General features: G+C 72.9%; 12 protein-coding genes. 8 read left to right on the plus strand and 4 right to left on the minus strand.

Annotation, left to right across the window (positions count from 1 at the left end; all coding sequences use genetic code 11):
• Positions 1-85: 85 nt before the first annotated feature.
• The 6 genes from scy (at position 86) to AB0F56_RS04380 (ending at position 9,366) form a co-directional block, all read left to right on the plus strand.
• Entirely contained in the window at positions 86-4,378 is a 4,293-nt protein-coding gene (gene scy, locus AB0F56_RS04355; RefSeq protein WP_362003764.1) for a polarized growth protein Scy, read from the plus strand.
• 114 nt (positions 4,379-4,492) lie between these two features.
• The gene (locus AB0F56_RS04360) at positions 4,493-5,431 is read left to right on the plus strand and encodes a cellulose-binding protein (RefSeq protein WP_362003766.1); all 939 of its coding nucleotides are present in this window, start codon (positions 4,493-4,495) and stop codon (positions 5,429-5,431) included.
• 132 nt (positions 5,432-5,563) lie between these two features.
• The gene (locus AB0F56_RS04365; protein ID WP_362003767.1) at positions 5,564-6,529 is read left to right on the plus strand and encodes an ATP-binding cassette domain-containing protein; all 966 of its coding nucleotides are present in this window, start codon (positions 5,564-5,566) and stop codon (positions 6,527-6,529) included.
• 3 nt (positions 6,530-6,532) lie between these two features.
• Positions 6,533-7,312, plus strand: a complete 780-nt coding sequence (locus AB0F56_RS04370; RefSeq protein ID WP_362003769.1) for an ABC transporter permease — start codon at positions 6,533-6,535, stop codon at positions 7,310-7,312.
• A 135-nt stretch (positions 7,313-7,447) separates the two neighbouring features.
• Complete coding sequence (locus AB0F56_RS04375) at positions 7,448-8,539, plus strand: ATP-binding cassette domain-containing protein (protein WP_362003771.1); 1,092 nt, start codon at positions 7,448-7,450, stop codon at positions 8,537-8,539.
• Positions 8,536-9,366, plus strand: coding sequence for an ABC transporter permease (locus tag AB0F56_RS04380; protein ID WP_362003773.1), 831 nt, complete (start codon positions 8,536-8,538; stop codon positions 9,364-9,366). Before AB0F56_RS04375 ends, AB0F56_RS04380 begins: the two co-directional genes overlap by 4 nt.
• Positions 9,367-9,372: 6 nt before the next feature.
• On the opposite strand, the gene AB0F56_RS04385 is transcribed toward AB0F56_RS04380, so the two are convergent.
• A complete protein-coding gene (locus AB0F56_RS04385) occupies positions 9,373-9,699 on the minus strand; it encodes an ATP/GTP-binding protein (protein WP_362003775.1) in 327 nt (108 codons plus the stop codon).
• A 196-nt stretch (positions 9,700-9,895) separates the two neighbouring features.
• On the opposite strand from AB0F56_RS04385, the gene AB0F56_RS04390 reads away from it, so the two are divergent.
• On the plus strand, positions 9,896-10,930 hold the full coding sequence (locus AB0F56_RS04390; RefSeq protein WP_362003777.1) for an LLM class flavin-dependent oxidoreductase: 1,035 nt from the start codon (positions 9,896-9,898) through the stop codon (positions 10,928-10,930).
• A gap of 122 nt (positions 10,931-11,052) precedes the next feature.
• On the opposite strand, the gene AB0F56_RS04395 is transcribed toward AB0F56_RS04390, so the two are convergent.
• Positions 11,053-11,445 (minus strand): SCO5389 family protein, encoded by a 393-nt coding sequence (locus AB0F56_RS04395; RefSeq protein ID WP_017236120.1) that lies wholly within the window; start codon positions 11,443-11,445, stop codon positions 11,053-11,055.
• Positions 11,446-11,673: 228 nt separating this feature from the next.
• Here AB0F56_RS04395 and nucS point away from each other — a divergent pair, with 228 nt between their 5' ends.
• Positions 11,674-12,345: an endonuclease NucS gene (nucS, locus tag AB0F56_RS04400; protein ID WP_362003779.1), complete on the plus strand. Its 672-nt coding sequence runs from the start codon at positions 11,674-11,676 to the stop codon at positions 12,343-12,345.
• 81 nt (positions 12,346-12,426) lie between these two features.
• Here nucS and AB0F56_RS04405 read toward each other — a convergent pair whose 3' ends face one another.
• Positions 12,427-14,988 carry an ATP-binding protein gene (locus AB0F56_RS04405; protein ID WP_362003781.1) on the minus strand — a complete coding sequence of 854 codons (2,562 nt, stop codon included), beginning with the start codon at positions 14,986-14,988 and terminating at the stop codon, positions 12,427-12,429.
• A gap of 244 nt (positions 14,989-15,232) precedes the next feature.
• A complete protein-coding gene (locus AB0F56_RS04410; protein WP_024761898.1) occupies positions 15,233-15,556 on the minus strand; it encodes an STAS domain-containing protein in 324 nt (107 codons plus the stop codon).
• Positions 15,557-15,627 lie beyond the last annotated feature (71 nt).

Below are 15,627 nucleotides of genomic sequence, written 5' to 3' on the forward strand. Positions count from 1 at the left end.
ACGGTGCTCGTTGGAGTGTGCGACCAGGGTTGGGGTCTCCCCTGCTCGAACGCGTTGAGAGCTCGGGGAAGGATGGGACCGCGCAGTGCGGGGCTACGAACGCCAGGAGAGCCACCGAGCTGAAGACGACCATCTCTCGCGGTTCGAAGCCGAGATGGACCGGCTGAAGACCGAGCGGGAGAAGGCCGTCCAGCACGCCGAGGACCTCGGTTACCAGGTCGAGGTGTTGCGCGCCAAGCTCCACGAGGCGCGCCGCACCATCGCGTCCCGGCCCGCGTACGACAGCGCGGACATCGGCTACCAGGCCGAACAGATGCTGCGCAACGCGCAGATCCAGGCCGAGCAGCTGCGCCAGGACGCCGAGCGCGAGCTGCGCGACGCCCGCGCCCAGACCCAGCGCATCCTGCAGGAGCACGCCGAGCACCAGGCCCGGCTCCAGGCCGAGCTGCACGCCGAGGCCGTCCAGCGCCGGCAGCGCCTCGACCAGGAGCTCGCCGAGCGCCGCCAGACCGTCGAGGCGCACGTCAACGAGAACGTCGCCTGGGCCGAACAGCTGCGCGCCCGTACGGAGTCGCAGGCCCGCCGCCTCATGGAGGAGTCCCGCGCCGAGGCCGAGCAGGCGCTCGCCGGCGCCCGCGCCGAGGCCACCCGGCTCGCCGAGGAGACCCGCCACCGGGTGGGCACCGAGGCCGAGGCGGCCCGTGCCGAGGCCGAAGCGATTCTGCTGCGCGCCCGCAAGGACGCCGAGCGGCTCCTCAACGCCGCGTCCACGCAGGCCCACGAGGCCACCAGCCACGCCGAGCAGCTGCGCTCCTCCACCTCGGCCGAGACCGAGCAGGCCCGTCAGCAGGCCACCGAGCTGTCCCGCGCCGCCGAGCAGCGGATGCACGAGGCCGAGGACCGGCTCCGCGAGGCCCGCGCCGAGGCCGAGAAGGCGCTCACCGAGGCCAAGGAGGCGGCGGCCAAGCAGCTGTCGTCCGCGGAGTCCGTCAACGAGCAGCGCACGCGTACGGCGAAGGCCGAGATCGCCCGGCTCGTCTCCGAGGCGACCAAGGAGGCCGAGACCCTCAAGGGGGCGGCCGAGGAGAAGCTCCGCGAGGCCACCGCCGAGGCGGAGAAGCTGCTCTCGGAGGCCTCCGACAAGGCCCGTACGGTCGCGGCCGAGGACTCCGCCGCCGCGCTCGCCAAGGCCGCGCGGACCGCCGAGGAGGTCCTGACCAAGGCGTCCGAGGACGCCCAGGAGACCACCCGCAAGGCCTCCGAAGAGGCTGAGCGGATCCGCCGCGAGGCCGAGACCGAGGCCGACCGGACCCGGACGCAGGCCGAGGAGCAGGCCGACGAGCTGCTCGGGTCCGCCAAGGACGACACCAAGGAGTACCGCGCCAAGACCGTCGAGCTCCAGGAGGAGGCGCGCCGGCTGCGCGGCGAGGCCGAGGGGCTGCGGGCCGAGGCGATCGCCGAGGGCGAGAGGATCCGCGGCGAGGCCCGCCGCGAGGCCGTCGGCCAGATCGAGGAGTCGGCCGGCGCCGCCGAGGAGCTGCTGACCAAGGCCCGTACGGACGCCGAGGAGTTGCGCGCGAGCGCGGGCGCCGAGGGCGAGCGGGTCCGCGCCGAGGCCATGGAGCGCGCGCAGACGCTGCGTACGCAGGCCGAGGAGACCCTCGAGCGCACGCGCGCCGAGGCGGAGCGGATGCGGGCGGAGGCCGAGGAGCAGGCCGAGGGCGTCAAGGAGGCGGCCGAGCGGGCCGCCGCCGAGCTCCGCGAGGAGGCCGAGCGGGCCGCCGTCGCCCGCCGCGAGGAGGCCGCCGAGGAGCTCACCCGGCTGCACACCGAGGCCGAGACCCGGGTGGAGAGCGCCGAGCAGGCGCTGACCGACGCCCGCGCCGAGAGCGAGCGGCTGCGCCGCGAGGCGGCCGAGGAGACCGAGCGGCTGCGCACCGAGGCCGCCGAGCGGATCCGTACGCTCCAGGCGCAGGCCGAGCAGGAGGCCGAGCGGCTGCGCACGGAGGCGGCGCAGGACGCGTCGACCTCGCGCGCCGAGGCCGAGACCGCTGCCGTACGGCTGCGGACGGAGGCGTCGACGGAGGCCGAGCGGCTGAAGTCGGAGGCCCAGGAGACCGCCGACCGGGTCCGCGCCGAGGCCGCGGCCGCCGCCGAGCGGGTCGCCGCCGAGGCCGCCGAGGCGCTGGCCGCCGCGCAGGAGGAGGCCAACCGGCGGCGCCGGGAGGCCGAGGAGACGCTGGAGTCGGCCCGTTCCGAGGCCGACCGCGAGCGCGAGCACGCCCGCGAACAGTCCGAGGAGCTTCTGGCCTCCGCCCGCAGGCGGGTGGAGGAGGCGCAGACCGAGGCGCAGCGCCTGGTCGAGGAGGCGGACCGGCGGGCCACGGAGATGGTCTCCGCCGCCGAGCAGACCGCCAAGGAGGTGCGTGACGCCGTCGCCGGCCTGCACGAGCAGGCCGAGGAGGAGATCGCCGGACTGCGCAGCGCCGCCGAGCACGCGGCGGACCGTACCCGTACCGAGGCGCAGGAGGAGGCGGACCGGGTCCGCGCCGACGCGTACGAGGAGCGGGAGCGGGCGACCGAGGACGCCAACCGGGTCCGGGCGCGCGCCCAGGAGGAGACCGAGGCCGCGAAGTCGCTGGCCGAGCGGACGGTCGCGGACGCGCTCGCCGAGTCGGAGAAGCTGCGCGCGGACACCGCCGAGTACGCCCAGCGGGTACGGACGGAGGCGTCGGACGCGCTCGGTTCGGCCGAGCAGGACGCGTCCCGCACCCGTGCCGACGCCCGCGAGGACGCCAACCGGATCCGTTCCGAGGCGGCCGCCGAGTCCGAGCGGCTCACCGCCGAGGCGGAGGAGCTCGTCACGCTCGCCCGCACCGAGGGCGAGCAGATCCTGGACGAGGCCCGCAAGTCGGCCGACAAGCGCCGCGCGGACGCCGCCGAGCAGGCGGACACCCTCATCACGGAGGCCTCGGGCGAGGCCGAGCGGCTCACGATCGAGGCGGAGGCGCTGCGCGCCGAGGCCGAGCAGTTGAAGACGGACGGCGAGGCGCACGCCCAGGCGCTGCGGGTCGCCGCGCTCGCCGACGGCGAGCAGGTCCTCGACGAGGCGCGCAAGGCCGCGGACAGGCGGCGTTCGGACGCCGCCGAGCAGGCCGACGCGATCACCGCGGAGGCGGTGGCGCTCCTGGAGTCGACCGAGCAGGACGCACAGCGGCTGCGCGCCGAGGCCGTGCAGGTCAAGGAGGCGGGCGAGGCCGAGGCGGAGGCCCTGCGGGCCGCCGCGCGCGCCGACGGCGAGCAGGTCCTCGACGAGGCGCGCAAGGCCGCCGACAAGCGGCGCGCGGACGCCGCCGAGCAGGCGGACTCGCTCATCACGGAGGCCAGAAGCGAGGCCGAGCGGATCACCGGCGAGGCCGGCGAGGAGGCGGAGCGGCTGCGCGCCGAGGGCGCGGAGAACGTGGGCCAGGCCCAGCAGGCCGCCGAGCGGATCCGGGTGGAGGCCGAGCGGGTCAGGGCGGACGCCGAGGCGGCGGCGGAGCAGATGCGCTCCGAGGCCCGCGAGGAGGCCGACCGTACGCTCGACGAGGCGCGCGAGGCCGGTGCCAAGCGCCGCTCGGACGCGGCCGAGCAGGCCGACCAGCTGATGGCGAAGGCCCAGGAGGAGGCGCTGCGCGCCACCACCGAGGCCGAGGCGCAGGCCGACACGATGGTCGGCGCGGCCCGTCAGGAGGCCGACCGGATCGTGGCCGAGGCGACGGTCGAGGGCAACTCCCTGGTGGAGAAGGCCCGTACGGACGCGGACGAGCTCCTGGTGGGCGCGCGCAGCGACGCGACGGCCATAAGGGAGCGGGCGGAGGAGCTGCGGGCCCGGATCGAGGGCGAGATCGAGGAGCTGCACGAGCGGGCGCGGCGCGAGACGGCCGAGCAGATGAAGACGGCCGGCGAGCGGGTCGACAAGCTGGTGAAGGCCGCCGAGGAGCAGCGGGCCGAGGCCGCGGCGAAGGCCAAGGAGCTGGTCTCCGACGCGAGTTCGGAGGCGAGCAAGGTCAGGATCGCCGCGGTGAAGAAGGCCGAGGCGCTCCTGAAGGAGGCCGAGCAGAAGAAGGCCTCGCTGGTCGCGGAGGCGGAGAAGGTGAAGTCGGAGGCCGAGCACGAGGCCGAGACGATGATCTCCGAGGGCAAGCGCGATCTCGATGTACTGGTGCGCCGTCGCGAGGACATCAATGCCGAGATCTCCCGTGTCCAGGACGTCCTCGAAGCGTTGGAGTCTTTCGAGGCGCCGACTGCGGGGGGCAAGTCCGCCGGGGCAAACGGTGAGAAGGCGGGTGTTCCGGCGGGGGCTACACGTTCGAGTGGCAAGTCCTCCGACGGCTAGCCACTCAAAAGGCTGGACATTCTCCAGATCAAACGGGCATCCGCTCGATGACACGCCGCTTCGGCCCCTAGGATTCCCCCTAACACCTCACCGGTCTCATTCGACAGGAACCCCATGAGCGACACTTCCTCCCCCTTCGGCTTCGAGCTCGTGCGGCGTGGTTACGACCGCGGTCAGGTGGATGACCGCATTACCAAGCTCGTCGCCGACCGAGACAGTGCTCTAGGACGCATCACCTCTCTGGAAAAGCGCATCGAGGAGCTCCACCTCGAGACGCAGAACGCCCAGGCCCAGGTCACCGACGCCGAGCCGTCGTACGCCGGGCTCGGCGCGCGTGTCGAGAAGATCCTCCGCCTCGCCGAGGAGGAGGCGAAGGACCTGCGCGAGGAGGCCCGTCGCGCCGCCGAGCAGCACCGCGAGCTGGCCGAGTCGGCCGCGCAGCAGGTGCGCAACGACGCCGAGTCGTTCGCGGCGGAGCGCAAGGCGAAGGCCGAGGACGAGGGCGTTCGGATCGTCGAGAAGGCGCAGGGCGAGGCCAACTCGCTGCGCGGCGAGGCGCAGAAGGACGCGCAGTCCAAGCGCGAGGAGGCGGACGCCCTCTTCGAGGAGACCCGCGCCAAGGCCGCCCAGGCCGCCGCGGACTTCGAGACCAACCTGGCCAAGCGCCGGGAGCAGTCGGAGCGCGACCTGGCCTCGCGTCAGGCGAAGGCCGAGAAGCGTCTCGCCGAGATCGAGCACCGCGCCGAGCAGCTCCGCCTGGAGGCCGAGAAGCTGCGTACGGACGCGGAGCGCCGGGCCCGTCAGACGGTGGAGACCGCGCAGCGCCAGGCCGAGGACATCGTGGCCGACGCGAACGCCAAGGCCGACCGGATCCGCTCGGAATCCGAGCGCGAGCTGGCGGCGCTGACGAACCGCCGCGACTCGATCAACGCCCAGCTGACCAACGTCCGCGAGATGCTGGCCACGCTGACCGGTGCCGCCGTGGCGGCCGCCGGCTCGCCGATCGACGACGAGCCCGCCCCCCGTGGCGTCCCGGCCCAGCAGACCCGCTGAGTCCCGTGAGCGCCCGCTGAGCGCGCGGCGCGCACCCGGTGAAGTGCCCGCTCGGTGACGAGTGGGCGACGCACCTGAAAACCCTCCGTCATTCCGGTGGCGGAGGGTTTTTCGCGCCCGTAGGTTGTACGCATGATCGAGCTCGAGGCCCTGACGAAACGGTTCGGATCGAAGACCGCGGTCGACCATCTCTCCTTCCAGGTGCGTCCCGGCGTGGTGACCGGCTTCCTCGGGCCCAACGGCGCGGGCAAGTCGACGACGATGCGGATGATGCTCGATCTGGACAACCCGACCAGCGGGACCGTCCGGATCGACGGCAAGCACTACCGGGAGCTCCAGGAGCCGCTGAAGTACATCGGGGCGCTGCTCGACGCGAAGGCGATGCACGGTGGCCGGTCGGCGTACAACAATCTGCTCTGCCTCGCGCAGTCGAACCGCATTCCGTCGAGCCGGGTCGGCGAGGTACTCGACCTGGTCGGTCTGACCTCGGTCGCGAAGAAGAAGTCGAAGGGCTTCTCCCTCGGCATGGGCCAGCGGCTCGGAATCGCCTCTGCGCTGCTCGGTGATCCCGAGATCCTGATGTTCGACGAACCCGTCAATGGTCTGGACCCCGAGGGAATTCACTGGATCCGCAATCTGATGAAGGCGCTCGCGGCCGAGGGCCGGACGATCTTCGTTTCCAGTCATCTGATGAGTGAAATGGCCCTGACGGCCGATCATCTCATCGTGATCGGGCAGGGAAAGCTGCTGGCGGACACGTCGATGGCGGATTTCATCCACCAGAATTCGCGGAGCTACGTACGGCTGCGCTCGCCGCAGCAGGAGCGGCTGCGGGACGTCCTGCACGAGAGCGGCTTCACGCCCGTCGAGGCGGGCAACGGCACGCTGGAGGTGGACAACGCCACCACCGAGAAGCTCGGTGAACTGGCGGCCGAGCACCGGCTCGTCCTGCACGAGCTGAGCGCGCAGCGCGCCTCCCTGGAGGAAGCGTTCATGCAGATGACCGCCGGCGCGGTGGAGTACCACGCGCACGGCACGAACGTACACGCGGCGGACGCGCCGGGCCCCCGCTGGGGCGAGACCACCAAGGGAGCCTGAACGATGGCAGCGGTATCGGCGGTCCTCCAGTCGGAGTGGACCAAGATCCGGACGGTCTCGTCGACGGTCTGGACCCTGGCGAGCGCGCTCCTGGTGACGGTGGCGATGGGCGCGGCCATCTCCGCGGTGGTGAAGGCGACCTACAGCGATCTGAACGAGGCGGAGCAGGCGACCTTCGACCCGACCTTCGTCAGCTTCTCCGGGATGGTGCTCGGGCAGCTGGCGATGGTGGTCTTCGGCGTGCTCGTGGTCGGCACCGAGTACAGCTCGGGGATGATCCGTACCTCGCTCGCGGCCGTCCCGCAGCGGGCGACCTTCCTCTTCTCCAAGATCGCGGTGGCCGGGGCGCTCGCCTTCGGCATCGGTCTGGTGACCAGCTTCCTGTCGTTCTTCCTCGGGCAGGGCCTCCTCGGTGAGTACCGGACGACCCTCGGCGCGGACAACGTGCTGCGCGCCGTGGTCGGCGGCGGGCTCTACATGGGGCTGATCGCGCTCTTCTCGATGGGCGTGGCGACGATGCTGCGCTCCTCGATGCTCTCGCTCGGCATCCTGATGCCCTTCTTCTTCCTGGTCTCGCAGATCCTCGCGGCGGTCCCGAAGGCCAAGGAGGTCGCGCGCTACTTCCCCGACCAGGCCGGCTCCAAGATCATGCAGGTCGTCCCCGACGCCCTGAACACGGAGAAGGCGCCGTACGGACCCTGGGGCGGGCTCGGGATCATGGTGCTCTGGGTGGCGGCCGCGTTGCTGGGCGGCTACCTGGTCATGAAGAAGCGCGACGCGTAGCTCGTCGGGGGTCTTTGGTCACGATTTCCACTTGGCCGGAACCGTCAACCCCTGGATAAGCTCCTAGCTCATACGGGGGCCCCGGCCGTCGGCCACGGCCCCGACGAGACCTGACCTTTTCGATGGGGCTGGAGAATGATCGAGGCAGTCGGCCTGACGAAGCGCTACGGCGCCAAGACGGCCGTGTACAACCTTTCCTTCCAGGTGAGGCCGGGTACCGTCACCGGCTTCCTCGGCCCCAACGGTTCCGGCAAGTCGACCACGATGCGCATGATCCTGGGGCTCGACCGCCCCACCTCGGGTCATGTCACGATCGGCGGCCACCCGTTCCGGCAGCTGCCGAACGCGCCGCGCCAGGTGGGCGCGCTGCTCGACGCGAAGGCCGTGCACGGTGGGCGGAGCGCCCGCAGCCACCTCCTCTCGCTCGCCCAGCTCGCCGGCATCCCGGCGCAGCGGGTCGACGAGGTCCTCGGGGTCGTCGGTCTCCAGGACGTCGCCAAGCGCCGCTCCAAGGGCTTCTCGCTGGGCATGGGGCAGCGCCTCGGCATCGCCGCCGCGCTGCTCGGCGACCCGCAGGTGCTGCTCTTCGACGAGCCGGTCAACGGTCTCGACCCCGAGGGCATCCTCTGGGTCCGTAACCTCATGAAGAAGCTCGCGGCCGAGGGCCGGACCGTCTTCGTCTCCAGCCACCTCATGAGCGAGATGGCGCTGACCGCCGACCACCTGATCGTGATCGGCCGGGGCCAGCTGATGGCCGACATGAGCGTCAAGGACTTCATCTCGGCGAACTCGGCCGACTTCGCCCGGGTCCGCACCCCGCAGGCGGAGCCGCAGCAGCGGGAGAAGCTGACGGCGACGCTGATCGAGGCCGGCGGGCGCGTGATGTCCGAGCCGGACGGCGCGCTGCGGGTGACCGGTCTGGCGCTGCCCCGGATCAGCGACCTGGCGCACGACGCGGACGTCCGGCTCTGGGAGCTCTCCCCGCACCAGGCCTCGCTGGAGGAGGCGTACATGCGGATGACGCAGGGCGCCGTGGACTACCGCTCCACCGACGACCAGCTGGCGCACCTCCAGCAGCCGCAGCCGCACCAGCACTTCCCGCAGCCGCCGGCCCAGCCGGTGGTGCAGGACGTGCCGCAGCAGGGCTGGTACGCGCCGCCACCGCCCGGACAGAACCCGTACGCGACGCAGAGCGAGCCCGCCAAGAACGCCGAGGACGCCCGATGACCGCCCCCGCCCCGCACTCGTACGTCTCCCCCATCCCGGTGCGCCGGGCGCACCTCGGGGACGCGCTCGCCTCGGAGTGGACGAAGATCCGTTCCCTGCGCTCCACGATGTGGACGCTGGGCGTGATGGTGCTGCTGATGCTGGGCATCGGTCTCGCCGTCGCGGCGGTCGTGGCCACCACGGAAGGGCCCGACGGGCCGGCGTCGAGCGAGTCGGCGCTCACGCTCGGCTTCTTCGGCGTGCTCCTCGGCTCGATCTGTGTGATCACGCTCGGGGTGCTCACCATCGCCTCCGAGTACGGCACCGGCATGATCCGTACGACCCTGACGGCCTGCCCGACCCGCGGCCGGGTCCTGACGGCCAAGGCGATCGTCTTCTTCCTGCTCGTCTTCACGATCACCACGGTCACGGCGACGGTGGTGGCCGTGGCGCAGGTGGCGATGGTGGAATCGGTGGCCGCGGAGCCCACCTCCGCCGAGTGGCTGCGGGCGACGGTCGGCGTCGGCCTGTTCCTCGCGCTGCTCGGCCTGCTGTCGCTGGCCATCGGCGCGATCATCCGGCACTCGGCGGGCGCGATCACGATCATGATCGGCGTCCTGCTGCTGCCGCTGGTGGCGGCCATGTTCATGTTCTCGGAGTCGCTCGCCAAGGTGCAGCAGTTCCTGCTCGACTACGCGATCCCGAGCCAGCTCATCGCGCTGTACGCCGGCAAGTCGACGACCGGCCAGTCCGGCCCCTCGGGCTGGGACCCGGTCTGGATCATGGCGGTCCTCGTGGCGGCCGTGATGGGCGGCGCGTACGCCCTGCTGAACAGCCGGGACGTCTGACAGCCGCTAGTACTTCGGCGCGTTTCGGGACCGCTGCACCCTGGAGGTGCGGCGGTCCTTCGCGTTCCAGCAGGCCTTGTGCCAGTGGCGGCGGTCGTCGACCCCGCCGTACTCCGGCCAGGCCACCACGTGCGGGGCGCCGCCCGGGATCTCCTGGTCGCAGCCGGGGCAGCGGTAGCGCTTGCCGGGGGCGCTGGCGCCGGCCACGTGCCGGACGAACCACTCCTCGCCCTGCCAGGACTCGCTGCGCTGCGCTCCTCCGTACCGGTCGCCGGACTCGGCCTGGGGATCGGGCCTATCGCCGCCCTGGGGGCGGTTGCGACGCGGGGACACCTGATCACCTCACGGGTCCGGGGACACAGAACGTTCTCTCCAGCCTACGGGCCGCGACGGAGTGACCTTCCCACCCGACGGGCCCAGTTAGCGGAAAATCGCAACAACTTCATCAGAGGCCGTGCCTTTGGCACGTGTCAGACGTTGTTGCCAGTGGAGAGGGAGAACCGCGTCGGCCGCAAGGAGGCAGAAGGCGATGCGCGTGGGTACGTTTGTTCTGGCCGCCCAGTTCCCGGGCCAGGGCCAGGGCGAGGCACTGCACCGGGCGGTACGGACCGCCGAGGTCGCCGAGGAATCGGGGCTCGACTCCGTCTGGCTGGCCGAGCACCACTTCGTCCCGTACGGAGTCTGTCCGTCCGCCGTGACGCTGGCGGCGGTGCTCCTGGGCCGGACCCGCCGGCTCCGGGTCGGTACGGCGGTGAGCGTGCTGCCGACGGTCCATCCGGTCGCCCTGGGCGAGCAGGCCGCCCTGCTCCATCTGACCTCCGGCGGCCGCTTCACGCTCGGCGTGGGCAGGGGCGGGCCGTGGGTCGACCTGGAGGTGTTCGGCGCGGGCCTGAAGGCGTACGAACAGGGGTTCCCCGAATCCCTCGACCTGCTGCTGCGCTGGCTGACCGAACCCCGGGTCTCCGCCGAGGGAGAACGATTCGCCTTCCGCGAGGTGGCCGTCGTCCCCCGCCCCGGCGAGCTGATCGGCGGGGACGCCTCGCCCGAGGTGGTGGTCGCCTGCACCTCCCGCAAGAGCGTCGAACTGGCCGCGCGGCGCGGGCTGCCGATGCTGCTCGGGATGCACTGCGGCGACGCGGAGAAGGCCGAGATGGTGGCCGCGTGGGAACGTTTCTCCCGGGACGCGGGCCGCAATCCGGACGAGATCGCGAGGATCGGCGCGAACCATGTCTCGGCGGGCGTCGCCCAGCTCGCCGACGGGACGCGCGAGGCGACCGAGGCGCTGGTGAAGGCGATGCCCGGCTGGCTGAAGCAGGGCCTGGACGCGCATGTGACCGTGGACGGCCGGCACCGCGCGATGCGGGACCCCGTCGCGTACACCGAGTTGCTGTGCGGGCTGCACCCCGTGGGCACGCCGCGGCGCGCGGCGGACCGGCTCGCGGCGACCTCGGAGCGCACGGGCATCACGCGCTTCGCGCTGCTCGCCGAGGGCACGGGGGACCTCGCGGCCACCGAGGAGAACGTACGACGGCTCGGCGCCGAGGTGCTCCCCCTGCTGGTCTGAGTCCGTGGGACCGGGTTCATGGTGGTGGGCGGACGGGCTGGGGCTCGTGGCGATGCCGCCGCTCCGCATCTCCCGCATCGTTCGCGTCTCCCGCGATGCGGAGCGGCGGCACCCGCCGTGCCTCAGCAGTCGCGCAGTTCCGGCGACTGGTTGAGCAGCTGACCCCGTACGGAGGTGAAGCGGGCGAGCCGCTCGTCGACCGCGGGGTCGAGCGGGAACACCGCGACGCGGTGGCAGTTCTGGAAGGCGAGGCGTACCCCGAAGTGCCGCTGCAGCGCACCGCGGATGGCATCACTCGCGAGTGCACGCAGCAGCTGACCACGTGCCTGCTCGTTCGGCGGCGGCGTCTGGTTGTCGGCGAACTCGCCGCCGTCGACCTTCAGCTGGGCCACCAGAGAGCTGATCATCTCCCATGCGTAGGGCAGGGAGGTCCGGACGCAGTCGACGAAGTCGGCTTCGTCGACCTCGCCTCGCTCGGCCTGTTCCAACAGCGCCGGTGAGACGTCGAGCGACATGGGTTCTCCTCTCGCGACCCCGACGGGCGGGGTCTTACGGGCAGGGATGAAGGACCCCCGTGCGACACGCTGCGTGCACGGACGGCGACCTCCTGCTTCCACGGTAAGCGCGTCCTTCGGAGCGCACCAGGAGATTGGGAACACAACCGGCCAATAAGTGACCCTCGTCCAGCGGGCGTTAAGAGCCGAATCGCGCGGAAGAGCGTGTGTCTTGTAGCGTTGCCGACCATGCGTCTCGTCATCGCCCGCTGTTCCGTGGACTACGCGGGCCGGCTCACGGCCCACCTGCCCTCCGCTCCCCGTCTGATCCTGGTCAAGGCAGACGGCAGCGTCTCCATCCACGCGGACGACCGGGCGTACAAACCGCTCAACTGGATGTCGCCGCCCTGCACCCTCAAGGAAGGGTCCGACGGGGAGGCCGGCATCTGGACCGTGGTGAACAAAGCGGGCGAGAAACTGATCATCACGATGGAGGAGATCCTCCACGACTCCTCGCACGAACTGGGCGTGGACCCGGGCCTCATCAAGGACGGCGTGGAAGCGCACCTCCAGGAGCTGCTCGCGGACCGCATCGAGACCCTCGGCGACGGCCACACGCTGATCCGCCGCGAGTACCCGACCGCGATCGGCCCGGTGGACATCCTGTGCCGGGACGCCGACGGGGCGACGGTCGCGGTGGAGATCAAGCGGCGCGGCGAGATCGACGGCGTGGAGCAGCTGACCCGCTATCTGGAGCTGCTCAACCGCGACCCGCACCTCGCGCCCGTGAAGGGCGTGTTCGCGGCCCAGGAGATCAAGCCGCAGGCGCGCGTGCTGGCGACGGACCGCGGCATCGACTGCGTGGTGCTCGACTACGACGCGCTGCGCGGAATCGAGGACGACAAGCTGCGGCTGTTCTGACCCTTCGTACGGTCGTACGCGTACGGCCCCGGGTGCGGTGATCGCACTCGGGGCCGTTCTGTGTTCCGCGGGGCCTTGCCGTCAGGCGGGGTTGCCGGTCGGAGTGGTGTCGCCGGAGGCGGAGTTGCTGGCGGGCGGCTCGGGGTTCGTGGGCTCCGTCGTCGGCGGCGTGGTGGGCGGGGTCGTCGGCGGTGTCGTCGACGGCGACGGGCTGGTCGTCGTCGGGGTCGGCCTCGTCGTCCGCGTCGGGCTCGTCGTCGGGCGCGGAGGGGTCGTCGTCGGGACCGGGGAGCCCGTCGGGGGCGCCGTCGTGGTCGGGGCGCCGGACGGCGCGGTGGACGGGCTGCCGGACGTGGTGGGCGTGCCCGCGCTCGTCGAGCCGGACGGGGTGGGCGAGGCGCTGCCCGAGGCGGGGTTCGTCGCGCCGTCGGTCGGCTCGTCGGCGTCCAGGACGGTGTCGCCGGTCTCCTCGTCGGCCGTGCGGTCGGAGGTGACGCGGCCGGTGCCCGGGTCCTCGGGGTCGCCCGAGGTGGCCCCGATGGTCACGACGGTGCCGAGCACGGCGGCCAGGAGCGCTCCCGTGCTGACGGCGACCACGTTGCGCCGGGCCCCGGCGAGGATGCCGGCGCGGCGGCCGCGCTTCTTGCCGTCGTCGCTCGTGAGGGTGTCCGGGCGCGTGATGAGGGTCGGGCCCTCGTCGGCGAAGTCCGGGAAGGACGGGACGGCAGCGGGGGCCTTGGCCATCGGGGAGACCGGGGACGCCTTGGCGGCGGCCGGTCGGGAGGCCGGGAGGGCCGCCCTCGGGATGCCGCGCGGCGGGGAGACGGGCCCCTCGGGGCGCGTGGCGGCCGGCTCGTCGCCGTGCGGCGGGACTCCGGCGCGGTCGGCGACCAGGGCGAGCGCCCGGCGTCCCGCGACCGTGCCGCGCTTGTCGGCGAGGACGCCGCGCATGCCGATCGAGGCCTCCAGCTCGGCGCGGGCCCGCTCCAGGTTCCCGGCGCAGAGCGCGAGGACGCCCAACTCGTGGTGGAAGTACGCCTCTTCGGCGACCTCGCCGGCCAGCCGGGCGGCCTCCTGGCCGCCGCGCAGGACCCGCTCCCAGGCGCCCCAGTGGAGGCCTGCGGCGAAGGCGGGCGCCGCGCTGCGGGCGAGCAGGACGGCGGTGGCGGGGTGTTCGGCGTCCGAGCCGGGGACGAGCGCGGCCAGAGCCGCGAGGACGGCGTCGGCCTCGGCGACGGCGCGGGCGGGCGTGACGGAGGGGTGTCCGGCCCACCAGGCGTAGTGCTGGGCGACGGTGTGGGCGCGGGCGGTGGCGTCCTCGTCGTAGCCGCGGGCGAGGAGCTGGGTGAGGACACCGGCGGCGAGGCGGTAGCGGGTGCCGACCGGGGAGAGCAGTCCGCAGGCCATGAGCTCGCCGAGGGCGGCGTCCGCGTGGGTGTCGCCGACGAGCGCGGGCAGGTGGGCCTGGTGCGGGACCTCGCCGCCGAGGGCGACGGCGAACCGCAGGGTGTCCTGGGCGGAGCGGCTGAGCCGGGAGGCGAGCAGGGCGGCGGGGGCTGCGCCCTCGCCGAGGCTCGGCAGCGGTATCTCGCGCAGCTCGATGTCGGCGGGGTCCGGCTGGGGCGCGGGGGTCTCGGCGGCCGGCCCGAAGGCGTCGTCGAGGGCGCCGAAGGCGTCGAACTCGGAGGGGACGGGCTCCTCCTGGGCGGCCGCCCCGAAGGCGTCGAACTCGGCCGGGGTGACCCGGAGCCGGTCGCGCTGCCGGAGCAGGGCGCCCGCCTGGACGAAGCGCAGCGGCAGGCCCTCGGACTCGAACCAGAGGTCGCCCGCCCAGTTGGCCTCGTCGTCGGTGAGCGGCCGGTCGACGGCGCGCTCCAGGAGTTCGAGGGAGGCGGCGCGGCCGAGGCCGGCGAGCACGACCTCGTCGAGGTGGGCGTCGGCGGAGGGGGCCTGGACGTCGGGGGTCGCGGCGAGCAGGAAGGCGCACTCGGGCGCGGCGGAGAGGAGCTCGTCCAGGGTCGCGCCGCCGAACTCCAGGTCGTCGACGAGGACGACGGCGCCGATGTCGCGGACCAGGTCGAGCAGGCCCTGGCGGTCGGGGCGGTGGTCGGGGGCGTGCTGGACCGTGCCGAGGAGTTCGTACAGCAGCTCGGTCGGGGTCCGGTGGTGGCCGGAGAGGCGGACGACGCCGTCGGGCGCGAGGTCGGCGCAGTCGGCGGCGACCTGGTCGAGGAGGGCGGTGCGGCCGGAGCCGGCGGGGCCGGTGACGCGGACGGAGCGGCCGCGGGCGAGGAGCTGGACGAGGCGCTCGTGCTCCTCCTGCCGTTCGACCAGGGCCAGCCGGGGGGCTGCGGGTCCGGCCGGTACGGGCGGGGTGGCCGCGCGGGCGGCTTCGGCGCGCTCCTGGGCGGTGCGCCGGCGCGAGGGCGCGGGCTGCTCGCCGGGCGGGCAGGCCTCGATCTCGCTGCCGTCGACGGGGTTGACGGTGAGCAGCAGGTCGCCGGAGACGAGGCGGGCGGTGCGGGCGCGGGTGGCCGCCGCTGCCGGTCCGCGGTCGCCCGCGGGGCCGCCGCGTCCGTCGCAGACGTCGTCGCCGTCGGTGTCGTGGCCGTAGTCTTCCGGCCCCCGGTTCATCGGGTCCATGGTCAAAGCCCCCAAAAGCGGTGCGTGCGGAAGCCCCTCCGGCCGATCTGCACGCTCGCTGTCGCTTCTGGTCCGGTGCCCGCCGGGTGGGTTCGTCAAATGGGCGGGCGACCGAACCCTAGACCTTCTTCGGGATTCCCGGAACAGCCGGGGTGGTGCCCCGACCAAGACGTCACGGTCCGTCGAGATTGGGGCGGGTCGCCGGTTTCGCACACCAGCTTCACAACCGCGCCCGCCGCCGGCCCTAGACGCGCGGCAGCGACTCCGCGGCGAGCCCGCCCTCGATGGCGAGGATCCGGTGCAGCCGGGTCGCCACGAGGAGGCGCTGCATCTGCGGCGGCACCCCGCGCAGCACGAGCCGCCGTCCGCAGCGGCCCGCACGCCGGTGTGCGCCCATGATGACCCCGAGTCCGGTGGCGTCCCAGGAGTCGAGACCGGTCAGGTCGAGCACGAGGTCGCCGACTCCGTCGTCGACGGCCGAGTGCAGGACCGTACGGGCGTCCGCCGCGCTGCGGACGTCGAGGCGGCCCCCGACGACCAGCTCGACATGGTCGCCCCTGATGTGCATATGCGCTCCCCGGGAGTGCTCCGTCTTTGCAACAACTGACTGCCGTTGGCGCAGAAGCGTTGCGCCTTGTA

The sequence above is a fragment of the Streptomyces sp. NPDC026092 genome (assembly GCF_040638605.1).
Lineage (GTDB): Bacteria > Actinomycetota > Actinomycetes > Streptomycetales > Streptomycetaceae > Streptomyces.